Source organism: Rhodococcus sp. 5A-K4 (assembly GCF_046097995.1).
In the GTDB taxonomy this organism is placed as follows: domain Bacteria; phylum Actinomycetota; class Actinomycetes; order Mycobacteriales; family Mycobacteriaceae; genus Rhodococcus_F; species Rhodococcus_F erythropolis.
In genome coordinates, this window is the sequence record NZ_JBJURM010000018.1 from 24,053 (window position 1) to 41,304 (window position 17,252).

At 62.5% G+C, this 17,252-nt stretch carries 15 protein-coding genes; 6 read left to right on the forward strand and 9 right to left on the reverse strand.

Going from position 1 to position 17,252, the window contains the following annotated elements:
- Positions 1 to 13 precede the first annotated feature (13 nt).
- Both ACKAMS_RS21910 and ACKAMS_RS21915 read left to right on the forward strand, forming a co-directional pair.
- Positions 14 to 556: a hypothetical protein gene (locus ACKAMS_RS21910; protein WP_019747713.1), complete on the forward strand. Its 543-nt coding sequence runs from the start codon at positions 14 to 16 to the stop codon at positions 554 to 556.
- Positions 557 to 606: 50 nt separating this feature from the next.
- The gene (locus tag ACKAMS_RS21915) at positions 607 to 1,323 is read left to right on the forward strand and encodes a GAF and ANTAR domain-containing protein (protein ID WP_019747714.1); all 717 of its coding nucleotides are present in this window, start codon (positions 607 to 609) and stop codon (positions 1,321 to 1,323) included.
- Here the strand turns inward: ACKAMS_RS21915 and ACKAMS_RS21920 are convergent.
- A complete protein-coding gene (locus ACKAMS_RS21920; RefSeq protein WP_021332532.1) occupies positions 1,292 to 2,239 on the reverse strand; it encodes a LysR family transcriptional regulator in 948 nt (315 codons plus the stop codon). The genes ACKAMS_RS21915 and ACKAMS_RS21920 overlap by 32 nt on opposite strands.
- Before the next feature lie 153 nt (positions 2,240 to 2,392).
- Between ACKAMS_RS21920 and ACKAMS_RS21925 the strand changes: the two genes are divergently transcribed.
- Both ACKAMS_RS21925 and ACKAMS_RS21930 read left to right on the forward strand, forming a co-directional pair.
- On the forward strand, positions 2,393 to 3,769 hold the full coding sequence (locus tag ACKAMS_RS21925) for an MFS transporter (protein ID WP_408989517.1): 1,377 nt from the start codon (positions 2,393 to 2,395) through the stop codon (positions 3,767 to 3,769).
- Positions 3,766 to 4,509, forward strand: a complete 744-nt coding sequence (locus ACKAMS_RS21930) for a 3-hydroxybutyrate dehydrogenase (RefSeq protein WP_060938853.1) — start codon at positions 3,766 to 3,768, stop codon at positions 4,507 to 4,509. Before ACKAMS_RS21925 ends, ACKAMS_RS21930 begins: the two co-directional genes overlap by 4 nt.
- 22 nt (positions 4,510 to 4,531) lie before the next feature.
- On the opposite strand, the gene ACKAMS_RS21935 is transcribed toward ACKAMS_RS21930, so the two are convergent.
- The 3 genes from ACKAMS_RS21935 to ACKAMS_RS21945 form a co-directional block, all read right to left on the reverse strand.
- The gene (locus tag ACKAMS_RS21935; RefSeq protein WP_029537905.1) at positions 4,532 to 5,416 is read right to left on the reverse strand and encodes an aldo/keto reductase; all 885 of its coding nucleotides are present in this window, start codon (positions 5,414 to 5,416) and stop codon (positions 4,532 to 4,534) included.
- A gap of 100 nt (positions 5,417 to 5,516) precedes the next feature.
- A complete protein-coding gene (locus ACKAMS_RS21940) occupies positions 5,517 to 6,053 on the reverse strand; it encodes a hypothetical protein (protein ID WP_019747719.1) in 537 nt (178 codons plus the stop codon).
- 17 nt (positions 6,054 to 6,070) lie between these two features.
- Entirely contained in the window at positions 6,071 to 7,012 is a 942-nt protein-coding gene (locus tag ACKAMS_RS21945; protein ID WP_019747720.1) for an oxygenase MpaB family protein, read from the reverse strand.
- 87 nt (positions 7,013 to 7,099) lie between these two features.
- Between ACKAMS_RS21945 and ACKAMS_RS21950 the strand changes: the two genes are divergently transcribed.
- Complete coding sequence (locus ACKAMS_RS21950) at positions 7,100 to 7,669, forward strand: TetR/AcrR family transcriptional regulator (RefSeq protein WP_019747721.1); 570 nt, start codon at positions 7,100 to 7,102, stop codon at positions 7,667 to 7,669.
- Here the strand turns inward: ACKAMS_RS21950 and ACKAMS_RS21955 are convergent.
- Together ACKAMS_RS21955 and ACKAMS_RS21960 are read right to left on the reverse strand one after the other, a co-directional pair.
- Positions 7,656 to 8,447: a DNA-formamidopyrimidine glycosylase family protein gene (locus ACKAMS_RS21955; protein ID WP_060938854.1), complete on the reverse strand. Its 792-nt coding sequence runs from the start codon at positions 8,445 to 8,447 to the stop codon at positions 7,656 to 7,658. The genes ACKAMS_RS21950 and ACKAMS_RS21955 overlap by 14 nt on opposite strands.
- A gap of 48 nt (positions 8,448 to 8,495) precedes the next feature.
- The gene (locus tag ACKAMS_RS21960) at positions 8,496 to 13,043 is read right to left on the reverse strand and encodes an ATP-dependent helicase (RefSeq protein ID WP_243617105.1); all 4,548 of its coding nucleotides are present in this window, start codon (positions 13,041 to 13,043) and stop codon (positions 8,496 to 8,498) included.
- A 106-nt stretch (positions 13,044 to 13,149) separates the two neighbouring features.
- On the opposite strand from ACKAMS_RS21960, the gene ACKAMS_RS21965 reads away from it, so the two are divergent.
- The gene (locus ACKAMS_RS21965; protein ID WP_020907057.1) at positions 13,150 to 14,481 is read left to right on the forward strand and encodes an anaerobic C4-dicarboxylate transporter family protein; all 1,332 of its coding nucleotides are present in this window, start codon (positions 13,150 to 13,152) and stop codon (positions 14,479 to 14,481) included.
- Between the two features lies 1 nt (position 14,482).
- On the opposite strand, the gene ACKAMS_RS21970 is transcribed toward ACKAMS_RS21965, so the two are convergent.
- Genes ACKAMS_RS21970 through ACKAMS_RS21980 form a run of 3 tightly spaced genes read right to left on the reverse strand, consistent with a single transcriptional unit; the run spans position 14,483 to position 17,234 of the window.
- Positions 14,483 to 15,574 (reverse strand): N-formylglutamate amidohydrolase, encoded by a 1,092-nt coding sequence (locus ACKAMS_RS21970; protein ID WP_020969180.1) that lies wholly within the window; start codon positions 15,572 to 15,574, stop codon positions 14,483 to 14,485.
- Between the two features lie 34 nt (positions 15,575 to 15,608).
- Positions 15,609 to 16,613 carry an acyl-CoA dehydrogenase family protein gene (locus ACKAMS_RS21975; RefSeq protein ID WP_279163744.1) on the reverse strand — a complete coding sequence of 335 codons (1,005 nt, stop codon included), beginning with the start codon at positions 16,611 to 16,613 and terminating at the stop codon, positions 15,609 to 15,611.
- A gap of 57 nt (positions 16,614 to 16,670) precedes the next feature.
- Positions 16,671 to 17,234 (reverse strand): helix-turn-helix domain-containing protein, encoded by a 564-nt coding sequence (locus tag ACKAMS_RS21980; protein WP_003940980.1) that lies wholly within the window; start codon positions 17,232 to 17,234, stop codon positions 16,671 to 16,673.
- Positions 17,235 to 17,252 lie beyond the last annotated feature (18 nt).

Below are 17,252 nucleotides of genomic sequence, written 5' to 3' on the forward strand. Positions count from 1 at the left end.
CAGGAGGATCTCAATGTTCGGTAATCGGTCGCGATCTGCTGAGGAACACATAGCTACCGGCTATCTGGTCACTCACCTGTGCGGGGCGATGGTGGGGCTGCAACTCTCGCGGTCACTCTCGGACTCGTACGGCGTCTGGGCCGACGGTGAGCTGGATTCGTTGCCGGGTGAGCTCGAGTACGAGATCGAGCAGCTGCTGCAACTGATCGAGGACACCCAGGGCATATCTCTGCCGCGGTACTCCAAGATCGACGCGACGGTCAATCGGATCAGACGTCTCGTCCATGTCGACGCCATCTGGCGTAATCGCCTCGTGAAGTTGGCAACGCTCGAGATCATGCGGACCGCGCTGTGCGGCAAGAGTGCGATGTGGGAGGTCCTGCGAGACATTCCGGCCGGGGAGACCGAGGAGCAGTACCGCGAACTCAACGACCTGGTGTCCAAGCAGATCACCACGGTCACGGCGCTGCATCACCGCGCAGCTACGGAGGCTTTTCAGGGGACGGACGGGCGGGAATCGGCGAGCGGCGGCGACCCCATCAGGTCGAGTAAGTAAGGTTTGTACCGTTCGATGAAGAATTCGATGAACGGTAGACCCCGAGGTGTATGGAGATGGCTGAGCGCGACCAAGCACTGACAGAACCCAAGGCAGTGTTCGCGGCGTTGGCGGAGATCCTCTACTCCGCGGCAGACAGCGCCGAGGTGTACTCCGCGATCTGTTCGGCGGCTGTCGAGTTGATTCCCGGTTGCGACCACGCAAGTCTGATGCTGCGACGTGGAAACACCAACGTCACCGTAGCGGCGAGCGACGAGATCGCCGATTATGCAGACGATCTCGAGCGTGCCACCGGTGAGGGGCCGTGCATCGACGCCCTCGATACGGAGGCGCCGCAACTCGAGTCGGACCTTCGCACCCCGAATCAGTGGCCCGAGTTCGCTCGGAAAGTAGTGGCAGAGACACCCATTCGCGGATCGATGGGGTTCCGGCTGATGGTCGATCGTCAGAAGTTCGGTGCCCTCAACCTCTTCTCGGACACTCCGGGGGCTTTCACCGAAACCGTTGCCGACCACGCGATCATGTTGGCGTCATTTGCATCCGTGGCCGTCACTGCGCTGACGCGAGGCGAGGATGCCGACTCGCTGCGACGTGGTCTGGCAAGCAGCCGCGAAATCGGTCAGGCCGTCGGTCTGCTGATGGCACTGCATCGTGTGTCCGACGACGAGGCCTTCGACATTCTGGTGCGAACCTCACAAAACATGAACGTCAAGATCGCCGAATTGGCGCGCAAGGTCATCGTCCAGCATCGTTCGACTCTGGACTGAGCGCTTCGTTCGTTCCGGGAGAACCGAGGAGTTGAGATCGCTTGCGATCCACCGTCTCTCGAAGAGCTGTCACCACCGCTGCGACCTCCGGGCGTCGCAAGGATTCCGAACGGGCCACCAACCAATAGGAAAGTCTCACCTCGATGTGAGCCGGTAGAACGCGAATCAAATCGTCGTGCTGCTCGGCCATGAAACAGGGGAGAAGGCCGATGCCGGCACCCGCGCGCGTTGCCTCGATGTGTACGAACACGTTGGTGGACGTGACGGCCTCGCGCATGGAAACCGTGAGCTTGCGAGCCAGATCGAGTTCGTCGACCTGCAGCATCGAGTCGATGAAGTACACGAGCGAGTGATCGGCCAGATCTGCGGCACTCTCGGGAACAGCATTCTGACGTAGATAGTCTCGGGACGCGTACAAACCCAGCGCGTAGTCGGCCAGATGGACTGCTTCGGCGCGGTGAACGTGAGGCTTGCCGACCACAACCTCGATGTCGAGACCCGAGCGTATCTGCGACGCCTTTCTGGTTGCGACAACAATCTCGACGCTGACGCGGGGATGGCGTCTGCGAACCGCGGCGCCGGCGGGCGCCGCGATGTATGCGCTGAATCCGTCGGTCGCCGAGACTCGCACGACGCCGTCGAGTTGCTGCTGACCGGTGGAGTCGAGCGCCAGTTCGTTCACCGCAGCCTCGATGCGCTCGGCCGCGCTGAGGGCTTGTCTGCCCAGGTCGGTCAGCTCCCAGCCGCCGGACGAGCGAACCAGGACACGGCCGCCGAGACACTTCTCGAGCGAGGAAATGCGGCGCGAGATGGTGGTGTGATTGAGGCCGAGGTCGTCGGCGGCGGTGTTGAAGCGACCGGTGCGACCGACCGCGAGAAGCACCAGTAGGTCGTCCGGGCTCAGTCCGAGAGTCATATCTGCATTTTTGCACCTATATGGTGCGAGATTTGTCATTGTCGTGCCATCAATCTGCACTGATACTCATCGAGTCACAAAAAGTGTGCGAGCGGTCACATTCCTGATCGTGAAGAGCAGGCGAATCGCGAACTGAAGACGAGGGAGTCCACGATGAGCGTCGACAACATGCCGAAACCCGAGAGCCAAGCCCCACCATCGGGGCTGAAGAAGGTGGTCGGCGCCTCGATGGCGGGCACCGTGGTCGAGTGGTACGAGTTCTTTCTGTACGGCACGGCGGCCACGCTGGTCTTCAGCAAGGTCTTCTTCCCCGGCGGCGGCAACGAGCTGGATGCGATCATCGCGGCTTTCATCACCTACGCCGTCGGATTCGCCGCCCGGCCACTCGGCGGAATCGTCTTCGGATACTTCGGAGACAAATTCGGCCGAAAGCAGTTGCTGCAGTTCAGTTTGCTGTTGGTCGGCGCCGCAACGTTCTTGATGGGCTGCCTGCCTACCTACGGTCAGATCGGCTACTGGGCGCCGGCAATGCTGGTCACGCTGCGCTTCATCCAAGGATTCGCGGTCGGCGGCGAATGGGGTGGGGCGGTACTCCTGGTCGCCGAGCACAGCCCGAATCGATCGCGCGGATTCTGGTCGTCGTGGCCTCAGGCCGGCGTGCCGATGGGCAACCTGGTGGCGACGGTCGTGCTGTTGATCCTGACGTCGACGCTCTCGGACGAATCCTTCATGAGTTGGGGCTGGCGCGTTGCCTTCTGGCTCTCCGCGGTGATCGTTCTGGTCGGGTACTACGTTCGGACCAAGGTCACCGATGCTCCCATTTTCATTGCGGCGCAGAAGAAAGCAGAACTGGTCAAGGCAACCTCGTACAGCGTTTTCGAGGTCGTCAAGCGTTACCCGCGCGGAGTGTTGACCGCGATGGGGCTGCGTTTCGCCGAAAACGTCATGTACTACCTCGTGGTGACCTTCTCGATCACTTACCTCAAGGTCGTCGTTCATGCGGACACGGCGCACATCCTCTGGTGGATGCTGATGGCACATGCCGTGCACTTCGCAGTGATTCCGTTGGTAGGCAAACTGTCCGACACGATCGGTCGACGCCCGGTGTACATGATCGGCGCCGTCACCGCCGGAACGTGGGGATTCTTCGCCTTCCCGATGATGAACAGCGGGCACAATGCAGTCATCTTGTCGGCAATCATCATCGGGCTCGTGTTCCACGCGTTCATGTACGCAGGCCAACCCGCGATCATGGCCGAGATGTTCCCGACTCGGATGCGCTACTCCGGTGTCTCCCTGGGTTATCAGGTCACGTCCATCGTGGCGGGTTCACTGGCTCCGATCATCGCGACCGGATTGCTGAGCAAGTTCGACTCCTCGGTCCCCATCGCGATCTATCTCCTGCTGGCATCCCTGGTCACCATCGTTGCAGTCATTTTCGCGCGGGAGACCAAGGGAATCTCGCTCGAGTCCGTCGACGCCGCTGACGCCCGTGTTCTCGCCGACGAGCGGGCCGGTGTGTCTGTATGACGCTGACCGGAAAGTCTGCTCTGGTCACCGGTGGTGCCAGCGGGATCGGCGAGGCGTGTGCTCGACTCCTCGCCGCCCGCGGCGCGCACGTGACCGTCGCCGATCTCGACGACGTCGCCGCGAAGTCGCTGGCCGAGGAGATCGACGGCACTGCATGGGCCGTCGATCTCCTCGACACCGACCAACTCGTGGATCTGTCACTCGAGACGGACATACTCGTCAACAACGCCGGCATACAACGGGTCAGTCCTATCGAGGATTTCGACGTCGAGGACTTCCGGAAGATTCAGCGCCTCATGGTCGAAGCGCCATTCCTCCTCGCTCGGGCCGCCCTGCCGTACATGTACCGCAACAGTTTCGGTCGCATCGTGAACATTTCCTCGGTCCACGGGCTCCGCGCTTCGGCATTCAAGAGTGCATACGTCACGGCTAAGCACGGACTCGAAGGACTGTCGAAAGTTGTTGCGCTCGAAGGCGCCTCACACGGTGTCACCAGCAACTGCGTCAATCCGGGCTATGTCCTGACGCCACTGGTGCGATCCCAGATCTCCGACCAGGCAAAGGTTCACGGAATCAGTGAATCCGAGGTTGTCGAAAAGGTGATGCTCACCGAGAGCGCAATCAAACGGATGGTCGAGCCTGCGGAGGTGGCATCGCTGGTGGGCTGGTTGGCATCGACCGATGCGTCGATGGTGACGGGGGCGTCGTACACCATCGACGGAGGGTGGAGCGCCAGCTAGACCACGCGAGCTGCTGGGTTTTTCACGCTTCGGGGATCTCGATTCCGAACTTCTCGCGAGTGATGACCTCGGGTTCGGGACCACCGCGAACTCCGGTGTCGAGTGCGTCGATTGCGGAGAGTTCTTCGGCGGTGAGTTCGAAGTCGAACACGTCGAAGTTCTCCGCAATGCGTGAGGGAGTCACCGACTTGGGGATCACCTGGCGGCCCTGCTGGAGGTGCCAGCGGAGCATCACCTGTGCGGGAGACTTGCCGTGAGAGGAAGCGATAGCACCGATGGTGGCGTCCTCGAGGGTTGAGCCGTGAGAGCCGTCGCGATAGAACGTGATTCCGCCGATCGGTGACCATGCCTGAGACAGAATGCCGTGATCGGCGTCGGCCTCGAGCAAGGTCGACTGCCTGAAGTATGGATGGACCTCGATCTGGTTGACCGCCGGCACTACGGACGTTGCGTCCAATAGTCGGGTGAGGTGATCCGGCATGAAGTTACTGACTCCGATGGCACGAACCTTGCCGTCTGCGAGAAGTGTTTCCAGGGCCTTGTATGCGTCAATGGTGCGCTCGAACTCGCTCGGCAACGCCTGGTGAAGGATGAGGAGGTCAAGTTGCTCGACTCCGAGTTTGCCTGCGCTCTTGTCGAAGGCGTGCAAGGTCTCGTCGTATCCGTAGTCGGTGATCCAGACTTTCGTTTCGACGAAGATCTCACCGCGATCGAGACCGGATCGCCGGATCGCCTCGCCGACACCCTTCTCGTTGCCGTAGGCCGCAGCCGTATCGATATGGCGATAACCCACCGACAGCGCGGACTCGACTGCGGCGACAGTTTCGTCCGGCGGGGTCTGGTAGACGCCGAAGCCCAGCGCGGGGATGTCGACGCCGTTGTTCAGTTTCAGGCTCGGGATGCTCATGTCGTCCACGGTAGCGGCGGCCACTGGTTCGGTGGGAGTGACTGCTCAGCCGGGTAACGGCAGTACCCCTTCAGGCCTGGCAATTTGCACTTGTGGCTCGTCAATGAGTGAGCACTATCTTCAAGCCGACTATGAGGGTGGCGACGGCAGCGAGGCCGAAGGCTGCCAGATGTGTGTTCGTGCTGACTTTCTCGCCGTGAAGACGGCTGATCACGTAACTGGTGGATCCGATGCGCAGGATCAAGACGATTTCCGCGATCAACTGCGCCGTCCGTGGTTCCAGGAAGTTGAACCACGCCGTCGCGAGAATGGCGACAGGAACAACCGCGGAGGTGAGGATCGGGACAGAATCGCGCAGCGAGTCGATTCTCTCCGCGGTGGTGAGACGGCGGTCGTTGCGAATGCTCTCGCCGACGCTCTCGGCAAATGTGTGGGCGATGTACGTCGACAATGCCGTGCCGACCACAATCGCGGCGCCCAGCGATTCCTGAGATTTCGTCACCGGGACGAGTGCGGCGAGGACAAGAATGTTGCCGTAGATGTACGCGGTGGTTCTCGCCGCCACACGTTCTTGTCCCAGCGGCGCACCGTGAGACGTGATCGGCCGGTTCAGCAGTGTTCGCAGGTCCCACTCCATGTTCAGAGCATGGCAGATCAGACCCTCGGGCTGTAGTGCATCGGATTATCTCGCTGCTCGAGCGGAGGTAGATTGCGCGCCGGTGTGTGGACCAGTGGTGCCCCGGCGGGAATTCTGCCGCTGGCTCGGTCCCATCCCGCGCGAGCGCGCGGTTGATACCGGTATCGCCACGGCACCAGGCGGAAGACGGCGTTGACGGTGCGGCCGACAGCGTTGTGAATTTTCTGATCGCGACTGGTCCACGAGTAGCCGAGAAGGTCGCGAACCGGTTGGTCGTACATGCCCACTGTCAGCCACACGAATCCGCGGGCGAGGGGAATCCGCGTGAGCCGCCACAACGGATCGGGTAGCCACGTCATGTACGGGGGCTTTCCCAGCCCCGACAAATCCAAGACGTCGCGGGTCGCTTTGTTGTCTTCGAGTACGTTGCGGCACATGTGGTCCCAATACTCCTGAAATGCCTCCCAGGTTTCGGGAACCGGGCGCATGCTCATCCCGTACAGGCGGTACCACTGAATGTGCTCGGTGAAGAGTTGTCGTTTCTGGGCCTCGGTCAGGCCACCGGAGAAGTTCTCGGCGGTGACGATGGTGCCCATGAAGAATGTCGCGTGCGCCCAGTAGAAGGTGTCGGGATCAAGTGCGTGGTACCGGCGTCCCAGCTTGTCGATGCCCTTGATCCGTGTGTGATAGCCACGGACTTCTTCGGCTGTCTGCTGCGCGCGATCGCCGTCGAAGACCACGCCGGCAATGGGATACAGCGAGCGGTACAGCCGTTCCCAGCGCTCGTCGAAGAACTGCGAGTGCTCCTCGACCCCGGCGCCGAGACCAGGGTGCATGTTTTGCATCGAACCTGCCCAGACACCTTGGAGCATCCCGCGCCAGTCGCCGAAATACTTCCAGGTCAGGGAATCCGGACCGAGGGGAACCGGGGTGCTGCTGTCGCCAAGTTGACTACGCATGTTGTCAGATTAGGATCGACAACAGCGGTAGTCAAGGATCGAATACCGGGTGCATTGAAGAACAAGTGTCGGCGAAGTGGGGAAGTTGTGAGCATCGAAGAACGCAGGGCCACTCGAAAGGCGACGTTGTTCGACGTCGGAGTGACACTGCTCGGTGCGGTCGACGGTCCGGCCGTCAACGTGCGAGCGGTCTGCAAGGCCGCTGGTCTGACCGAGCGGTACTTCTACGAGAGCTTCACCGATCGCGATCAGTACGTTGTCGCGGTCCACACGTTTGTCGCCGAGCGCGCGCAGTCGGCGCTCGCCACGGCAGTGGAGTCCGAGACGACATCCGAGGCAGTCGCCACCGCTGCGGTCGACGCTTTCGTCAAGCTGATGGTCGACGACCCGGCAATGGGGCGAGTGCTTCTGATCGCTCCGCTCTCGGAGCCGGTGCTGAGCGGACGCGGTATCGAATCGATGCCGGCGTTCGTGGACCTGGTGTACGACCAGTTGTCCGAGATTGCTGATCCGGTGGACAAGCAGCTGGTGGCAGTCGGGCTGGTCGGGGCGTTGTTCACACTGTTCATCGGTTATCTGGACGGCTCGATCGTCGTCGAACGCGAGCGATTTGTGCGCCATTGCGTCCGGCTGCTGATCAACGCTAACCAGGCGTGAACGGCTGGCACACGGGGCAGAAGAAGATATTTCGCTCGGTGAGCCGATCCGGTCCGAGGGTGTCTTCTCTGATGCGGGTTCCGCATCGGCGGCAAGGTTTTCCGCGTCTGCCGTACACCCACGTTTGCCTACCTGGGCGGGTGTCGCCGGTGGTGACCCGGATGCGACGCGACTTGTTGACGTTGATGGTGCGGAATGACAGATCCACAATCGCGTCGAGGTTCCCGGCGCGGTGTGTCGGCGTCTTCGGGTGAATGCCTCGTAGGAAGCAGATCTCGTTGCGGTACACGTTGCCCAGTCCGGCCATCACGCGCTGATCCAGGAGCGCGATTCCGATCGGTACGGAGTCTGCAGCGCGAAGATTCTCGACGGCCACGGAACTGTCCCAATCGGTCCCGAGCAGGTCCGGTCCGAGGTGCCCGACGGCCTCCTGTTCCTGCCCCAGTTCGAGGATCTCGGTTATTCCCAGTGAAAAGCCCACTGCTACAGAGTCTTCGGTGGCCAAGATTATGCGCGCTTGGTGGGCGGGTCTGCGCCAGCGCTCGCCGGGGCGATAAATCTGCCACTGACCCTCCATCTTCAGATGCGTGTGAATGGACGCTTCGCCCACGCGGATCAGCAGATGCTTTCCGCGGCTGGCGACGGAATCCACACGATGTCCCGATAAATCGACGGTGGCATAGCGAGGAACGCGGACATCGCAGGTGGTGAGTACCTTCTCGGCCAGGGCAGCGCGCAGATCGTTGGCGGCCCGCCACACGGTATCGCCCTCAGGCATGGTCGCCGCTCCAGCACTTCACGATCGCAACCATCATGACCTCAATCCTCATGACCTCAACCGGAATCCGCGAGGAGTGGCGGCGAAGCCGGCTTCGACCAGGACGGGAGCAAAATCGTTGCCGTGGATGGTCTCTCCGTCGACCTTCTCCACTACCAACTTGTCGACAGCGCGAGAAGTCACCTTCTGGGCAAGCGACAGCGCTGCCAGGCGCAAAGTTCCGCCGTCGTCGGTGAATGTCAGGATGGTGCGACCGCCGCGCTCGACGAACAGAACCAACTCGCCCTCCACCAGAACGACCAGTGCTCCCGCCTTACGTCCGGGTCGGTGTCCGGGTGACTCTTCGCCCCCCGACGCCGGCCACGGCAGTGCGGCGCCGTATGGATTGGCCGGGTCGCACGCCGCGAGAGTGACTGCAGCCGAGGAGGTGTGGCGCCCCTCGATGGAATCACCGAACGTGCGCAAGCGGTCGACCACGGGAGGAGTCGAGAATTGAGCGCCGCCCAGGGTGTCCACGAAGTATCCGCGTCGAGCGCGCCCGTTGTCCTCGAACGTGCTCAGTACCTTGTAGATCAACGCGAAACCGCCCGGCACGTTCTCGCTCATCACAGAACCGCGGGTTACGACGCCGTACCGTTCGAGCAGCAGATCAGCCGTGGCGTGCGCCCGGATAGTGGGGTCAGGTTCGATACCTGGCAGCTGGAACCACCGACCGGAGGCGGTTGCCGGTCCCGTGCGAGCCGGGGTTGAAGTGCGCGCCATTCCGCGGTACGGACGGGCACGAGGAACACGTCGAGGCGATCGGTGACTTGTGGTGGTTCTGGTGGTGTCCGAGAGAAGTGCGCGCAGCGGTGCGACGGTGTCGTTACCGATGTGTCCGAGCCACACCAACTCCCACAGTGCCGTCGTCACCGCACTGTCGACCGTGTCTGCAGCCGACTCCGTAGTTTGCAACGCGTCGACCAACTGGCGGAAGAAGTAGGCACCGCCGCCGGACAGCAGGTCGAGGATGCGCTTCTGCAACTCCGAGACGTCGGTGTCGGCGGGCGAATTGAGCGTGATCGGTGCCAGGTCGGCGGGGTGCAGCACTACCCACCCGTCTTTGCCGGAGATTGCTCCGGATCCGGACCACAGGACTTCGCCCGTCGAGGTGAGTTCGTCCAACATCGCGGGGGAGTAGTCGGCGACTCGGCTCGGCAGGATCAACGATTCGAGAGCGGACGCCGGAATCGGAACGCCGGCAAGTTGATCGACTACCGTTGCAACACCGTCGATTCCGCGCAGCGTGCCGCCCACATGCTGCCAACCGGGAAGGAAACGTCCGAGCGTTGCGGTACTGACCGGCTCGACCTCTTGCCGTGCCGCGGCGAGCGAGCGACGCCTCAAGCGGCGCAGGACTTCGGCGTCGCACCATTCGCTCCCAGTTGCAGACGGGCGGAATTCTCCTTCGAGAACACGCTTTTCGAGCGCGAGCCGACCGAGAACGTCACGCGCGACGGATACTCCGATACCGAAGCGTGCAGCCGCATCCGTGAGAGTGAATGGTCCGTGAGTGCGTGCGTATCGGCTCAGGAGGTCGTCGAGTGGCTGATCGACCGGCTCGATGAACGCGGCCGGAACCCCGATGGGTAGGGGAACGCCGAGTCCATCGCGAAGGCGCGCTGCATCTTCGACGACGGTCCACCAGCTCTCGCCCGCATAGGAGACGTGGAGGGCACGTTTGTCTGCGACCAACTTGTCGAGCCACGAGACCGGATCTTCGAGACAGCGTTCGGTGACTTCTTCGGTGGTCAGCGGGCCGAGCATACGGAGGAGGTCGGCGACGCCCTCGAGGTCCTTGGCCTTGCGGTCCGGAGCGAGCCGTTGCAGTTCACGTTCTGCCTGCTCGATCACTCCGGCGTCGAGCAGCTCGCGCAGTTCGACGCGGCCGAGGAGTTCGGCCAACAGCGTGGAGTCCAACGACAGTGCGGCGGCGCGTCGCTCGGCCAGGGGGCTGTCGCCCTCGTACATGAACGCGCCCACGTAGTTGAACAGGAGCGCACTTGCGAACGGTGAAGGCGAGGGCGTCTCCACTTCGACTATTCGAATCTGGCGCCGTTCGATCTTGCCGAACAATTCCTTCAGTGCCGGCAGGTCGTAGACGTCCTGCAAGCACTCACGCACGGTCTCGAGCAGGATCGGGAATGTCGGGAACTTGCGAGCGACGTCCAGCAGTTGCGCCGACCGCTGACGTTGCTGCCACAGTGGAGCACGCTTGCCGGGATTGCGGCGTGGGAGAAGCAGTGCGCGGGCGGCACATTCGCGGAATCGGGAGGCGAACAATGCCGAGCCACCCACCTCCTGGGTGACCAGATCTTCGATGTCCTCGACGTCGAAGGTGAACAGTTCGGCGCCGGGAGGTTCGTTCTCGGTGTCGGGGAGACGGATGATGATGCCGTCGTCGGAGGCCGTCGGACTGGAATCGACGCCGTATCGTTCCTGCAAGCGGGCCCCGATGGCGAGGGCCCACGGTGCGTGAACCCGTTGGCCGTACGGGGAATGCAGCACCAGACGCCAATCGCCGAGTTCGTCGCGGAAGCGCTCGACAACCAATGTTCGATCCGACGGGACCTGCCCGGTGGCATTCTTCTGCTCACCGACGAGTTGGATCAGATTGGTTGTGGCGTTGTGATCGAGCCCGCCCACGCGACAACGCTCGACGACGTCGGCTTCATTACCCAGCGCGGTCTCTCGAACGAATTGTCCCAACGCCTGTCCGAGTTCGGCAGGGCGACCGAGTCCGTCGCCATGCCAGAAGGGCAAACGACCGGGCATGCCGTAGGCGGGGCTGACCAGAACCCGATCGAACGTGATCTCCTCGATCCGCCAACTGGTGGCGCCGAGCGCAAAGACGTCGCCGACCCGGGATTCGTAGACCATTTCTTCGTCGAGTTCGCCGACTCTTGATGCTTTCTCACCGACCATGTAGACCGTGAAGAGGCCGCGGTCGGGGATGGCGCCGCCGGAAGTGACTGCCAAGCGCTGCGAACCCGGGCGGCCCGTCAGAGTGTTGGACTCGCGATCCCAGACCAGGCGCGGACGTAATTCGGCGAACTCGTCCGAGGGGTACCGCCCGGCGAGCAGATCCAGAGTCGACTCGTAGGCCGAACGGGGAAGCGTTGCAAAGGAACCGCTTCGGCGCACCGTCTCGAACCAGTCGTCGACGTCGATCGGTTCCAGAGCGGTGGCCGCAACAGTTTGCTGGGCAAGGATGTCGAGGGGATTGGCGGGAACGGCCATCGCCTCGATCTTGCCTTCGACCATGCGCTCGACGGTCACCGCGCAGTGAATCAGGTCGGTGCGATGTTTGGGGAAGACGACGCCTCGTGAGATCTCGCCGACCTGGTGGCCGGCGCGACCGACACGTTGCAGGCCGCTGGCAACCGAAGGCGGCGCCTCCACCTGGATGACCAAGTCGACGGCGCCCATGTCGATTCCGAGTTCGAGACTGCTGGTGGCGACGACGCATCGCAATCGACCCGATTTGAGGTCGTCTTCGATGAGGGCTCGCTGGTCTTTGCTGACCGATCCGTGGTGGGCGCGAGCAAGGAGGGGTTCTGCGCCGTAGTTGACCTCGGTGGGAGCTCCGATCTGCGCGGGCGGGCGAGGTGTTTTCTCGACGGCCAGACCGATGCGTTCTGCATGAATCTCGTTGAGCCTGGCTGTCAATCGTTCGGCGAGGCGACGAGAGTTGGCGAACACGATGGACGATCGGTGATCGAGCACGAGGTCGACAATCTGTTCCTCGACGTGGGGCCAGATCGAACCGGCTTGCGGGGTGGGGGATTCGGAACCGTCGGCGGGCGTCGCGATACCCAATTCGGTCATGTCCTCGACGGGGACACGGACCGTGAGGTCGAAGGTCTTGGCGGCAGGCGGTGCCACGATTCGGATCGGTGCCGAACCGGCGAGGAACCGCCCGATCTCCTCGTGGGGACGGACAGTGGCCGACAATCCGATGCGTTGCGCCGGACGCTCGAGCAAGCCGTCCAGACGTTCCAGAGAGAGCGCAAGGTGCGAGCCGCGCTTGGTACCCGCCACCGCGTGAACCTCGTCGACGATCACGGTGTCGACGCCGACCAGTGTTTCCCGGGCAGCGGAGGTGAGCATGAGGAACAACGACTCCGGCGTCGTGATCAGGATGTCCGGAGGACGCTTGATCAACGAGCGCCGATCGGCCTGTGACGTATCGCCGGAACGGACACCGACGGTGATCTCGGGCGGGGTGAGGCCCAGACGTTTCGCAGTCTGTGTGATGCCGACCAGCGGCGCGCGAAGGTTCCGTTCGACGTCCACGCCCAGCGCTTTGAGTGGCGAAATGTAGAGGACTTTGGTGGCGCGTTCGCCTTCGTCCTTCGCGGCGAGTTGATCGAGGGCCCACAGGAACGCCGACAATGTCTTGCCGGAGCCGGTGGGTGCGACGACAAGTGTGTGAGAGCCACTCGCGATGGATTCCCAGGCACCGAGCTGCGCAGCAGTCGGAGCGCTGAAAGCGCCGCCGAACCACTCGCGTGTGGCGGGCGAGAACCTACCGAGGACGTTGGTCACGACCACCATATTGCCCCTTCCCACCGACAGCGTGTTCGTGCCCGCAGCCGAAGTGCAGAGCATACTATTTGCCCTGTTATAGCGATTCTCTTGTTATCGAGAAGGCGAGTGCCTGATGGAAGCAGTCAAGATTGTCCTCGAGCTGGCGGTCGTGCTCGGGGCGATTGTCATGGGTACCAGATCGAGCGGTGTCGCTCTCGGTCTGTGGGGCGGCGCAGGTGTTGCCGTCCTCGTGTTCGTCTTCGGAGAGGACGTCGGCAGTCCGCCGGTCGACGCTCTCCTCATCGTCCTGTCCGTTGTCCTCGCGTCGTCGATGATGCAGGCGGCCGGTGGTATCGACTGGATGGTCACCATCGCAGCCAAGTTGATCGAATCTCGCCCGAAACAGATCACGCTGATCGCGCCGTTGGTGTCATTCCTGTTCTCGGTCGGTGCCGGTACGTCCAACATCCTCTACCCGCTGCTCCCCGTCATATACGACGTCTCGTACAAGAACGGTGTGCGGCCGTCACGACCGCTGTCGCTGTCGGTTGTCTCGACCGGTGTGGCGCTGGCGTGTAGTCCGGTGTCCGCGGCGATGGCGGCAATGGTCACGCTGACCGACGTGCCGCCTTACGATTTCGAACTCATCGACATCATCAAGATCACCTTCCCGGCCGCTGTTGTCGGCATCGTCCTCTCCTCCATCGCGGTCAACAGGCTCGGTAAGGATCTCGACGACGACCCGGACATACAGGCGAAGATGAAGTCGGGCGAATTGGCCGGACCTGGTGCAGCGTCCAAGACCGAACTCGTCTCGACGAAGACCGGACGAAACGCGGCACTGATCTTCCTGGCCGGCGTTCTGGCCATCGTGATCTTCGGCCTGTTCAAGGGAATTCGCCCCGAAGCCGCCGACGGTTCCCCGATGGGGATGACACCGATCATCGAAATGCTGATGTTCGTCGTGGGTACGTTGATCCTGCTGGTGTGCCGCCCGAACGTTGCCGACGTGCCCTCGTCGACGGTGTTCCGTGCCGGCATGGTCTCGGCCATCGCGCTGTTCGGTCTGGCATGGCTGACGGACACGTTCATCAGCGCACATTCGGAGCTGATCACGAGCACCGTCGGCGACTGGGTCAACGCCGCGCCGTGGATCTTCGCGCTCGGTGTCTTCCTGGTTTGTGTCCTGACGACCAGCCAGTCGACCGCGACGAGGACCATCGTGCCGATCGGTCTCGCTGCCGGGATTGCACCCGGCCTGGTGAGCGGCATGTGGGCCGGAGCCTTTGCCGGTGTCTATCTGTTGCCGACAAACGGTTCACAGATCGCAGCTGCGAACTTCGACCTCTCGGGCAGCACGAAGCTCGGCTCCAAGCTCGTCGACCACTCGTTCTTCCTGCCGACCATCATCTTGGCCGTCACGACGATTGCGGCCGGCGCGGTGTTCGGAGTGGTACTCGGCTGAGTCAGCTGTTGCGGTAGTGGTCCCAGCTCGCCTTGCACGCGTGGGCGAGCTGGTCCACCCGCTCGGCGTCGGGTGTAGGCCAGTCGAGGCCGGGTTCCATGATGTATGCGGCCAGTTCGTCTCCCAGTAGGAATTCTCGTTTGAATTCGGCCTGAACCGCACTCAACGTGATCCCGGCTTCGGCGGCGCGGGCGCTCAATTCGGCGAATCTGGCTCCGGCTCGGATGATTTCGAAACTGCCGAGGTACGGCTGATTGAGAGCGACGGCATCTGGATCGTCGACCTGAAATCCCTTGCGATGTGAGACCGCAAGTGTGCGAATGAGCTCCGGATCCATCGTCACGGGATTGTCGCCGCGTCGATTGCCGTGGTGGTCGCCACGATTGGAGAGTGCGACGACGTCGGGGAGTCGATCTGCTTCCGGCCGTTCGACATTGACGGCGCCGTCCCGCCGGGTGGTGTGGTTCATCGTGTCGTGGAACGACAACGTCGTGAACGATCGACCGAGTTCGAAGCTCTTCTCCACCATGGCTTCGATCAGTGCGTCGCGAGTTCTTTCGTAGACACCCAAACCGTGTTCGGCTGTCTCGGTGAAGGTCTCGGCGAGGTTCTTCCAGCCCGCGTCGTCGGTCGGCTCGAGCAACAGGGGGTAGAACGAGAAGGTGACAGGGCGAACTGCGTCGACGCCGGTGAGGTCTGCTTTGTTGCCTGCACCGGCCTTGTGGACGCGGGCGAAGGCTTCGCGCAGTGACGCTTCCAGGTTTTCGGGCTTCGCACGGTTGGGATCGCGAATCATGCGAGGGTGCGGATTCTCCACGTACACGATGCGCGAATCTATTTCGGCCCAACGGCGCACGATGGGACTGGTGGACATGTCGGTGAAGTCGAATTGCAGCCGCTGTGTGAACTCGGGTGCGAGAAAACGTGAGAGTTCTGCTGGAATCGCGGAACCCGAGTGTGGGCAACTGACAAGAAGGTCGGCTTCGGCGATGGCGTCGTCGAGACTGCGGGAGTCGCGATCGGCATAGAACGTCAGGTCCTCCGGCGTGAACACGGTTCCGGCCGGGATGAGTACTGGTTCTCCACTGGTCATGAGCCCCAGCGTAATCGAGTGCAACCGTGCAGACTCAGTATCCGCTGAGTCGTTCCACGAGAACTGTCTTGATCTCCGGTCGACCAGCCGCGACAAGAGTGAAGGTGGCTTCTCGCATGAGCCGCTCGGGGGTGTTGCTGCCGACGAGGGCGCGGCTTCCGGTCGCGGTGACGAGCGCGGCCGATGCTCGTATCGCAAGTTCCGATGCGCGGGCGCGTGCGGCCGACATGTCGCCGCCGCCGCGCAGTGCTGCATCGAGATCGGCGCGCGCCCGGGCGGCTTGTTCTTCGAACGCGTCGGCGTCGACTCCCAGATCCGCGAGTTCGGTCACGGCGCGGCGGGTGATGCCCATGGCCATCGCGCCGTTGAGCCACAAGCCGGGGAGTTGGGTGCTCTGGAACTGTTCGTCGCTGACGACAGCACAGACGTCGGTATCGGGAATTTCGAAAGCGTCGAACACGATTCGGACGGTGTTGCTCCCGCGCGCCGCGATCAGTGGAAGCTCCTCGATCGTCAGACCCGGGGCCTCGCCCACCGGTACGACGGAATGAACGATGGAATTGTCGAACTCGTCGCGCGCCGACACCAAGAGAACATCGACGATGCCCCAACCGGTGACGAAGGGTGCGATCCCGTCGAGGACGTAGCCGTCGTTCACCCGCTTGGCCCACAGGAGCGGTGGGCGGGGGATGGCGCCGGCATAGGCAACCCCACCGCGAATCGTGCCGGAAACCAGACCGTCCCAGTATTGTTCGCGCAGAGACGTATTGGTACTCGCTGCCAGGGCCCCGACGACGCCGTGATGCTGCATCCAGGTGAACGTCGTCGCGAGGCAACCGCCGCACAAGGTTTCGAGGACCTCGACCAGTTCTTCGCTGCTGGGGCCACCGTCACCGAGGGCGGCGATGCCGTAGAAGCCGTCGGCGGCGAGCGCGTCGAAATGGCTGCTGGGGATTTCTCCGTCGGCGTCGACGCTGTCGGCGACGGGAAACAGAACGGTATCGGCGATCTCACGCGCAAGTTCCGGCCACTTGGTCACGCTGTCAGGGTAAGCCGCGAGCCGGGGTTGTGGTGTGGAACTGCAGCGGTGGCGTATCTAGAAGGACGGCGGTGAACTCACGATGAGGAATCTCGCAACTGCAGCGGTGCGATTGAACCACCGATGCGGGATGGTCGAGGTGTAGAGGAGGGTATCGCCGACATGAAGAACGTGATGCTCGTCCAGCCCGACCTCGACCTCGACAGATCCTTCGAGAACATGAATGAATTCTTCGCCGGCATGCTCGGTGTGCTCACCTGCCTCGGAGTGAGGTGCTGCCGTGATCTCGTTGGGTTCCATGGTCCGTGAGCCGGTCGAGCAGAATCGGATCACCGAATCGTGTGCCAGTTCGAAGGTTCGCCCCTCGCCGGCGCGGACGAGGCTGGACGGAGTTCGCTCGCCCTGTGCCAAGAGTGAGTGCGCCGTGGTGCCGAGCGATTGCGCGAGGCGATGAAGGTTCATGACGCTGGGTACTGCGTGCCCGTTTTCGGTTTGGCTCAGGAATGGCTGCGACAACCCTGACTTCACGGCAACCTCACGCAACGTCAAACCGGCTTCTTTTCTCGCTGTCCGCACGGCTGCCCCGATTGCGGTCGCTATCGCTCTCTGGTCGTCGTCCATGTGCCGAAGATAGCAGTG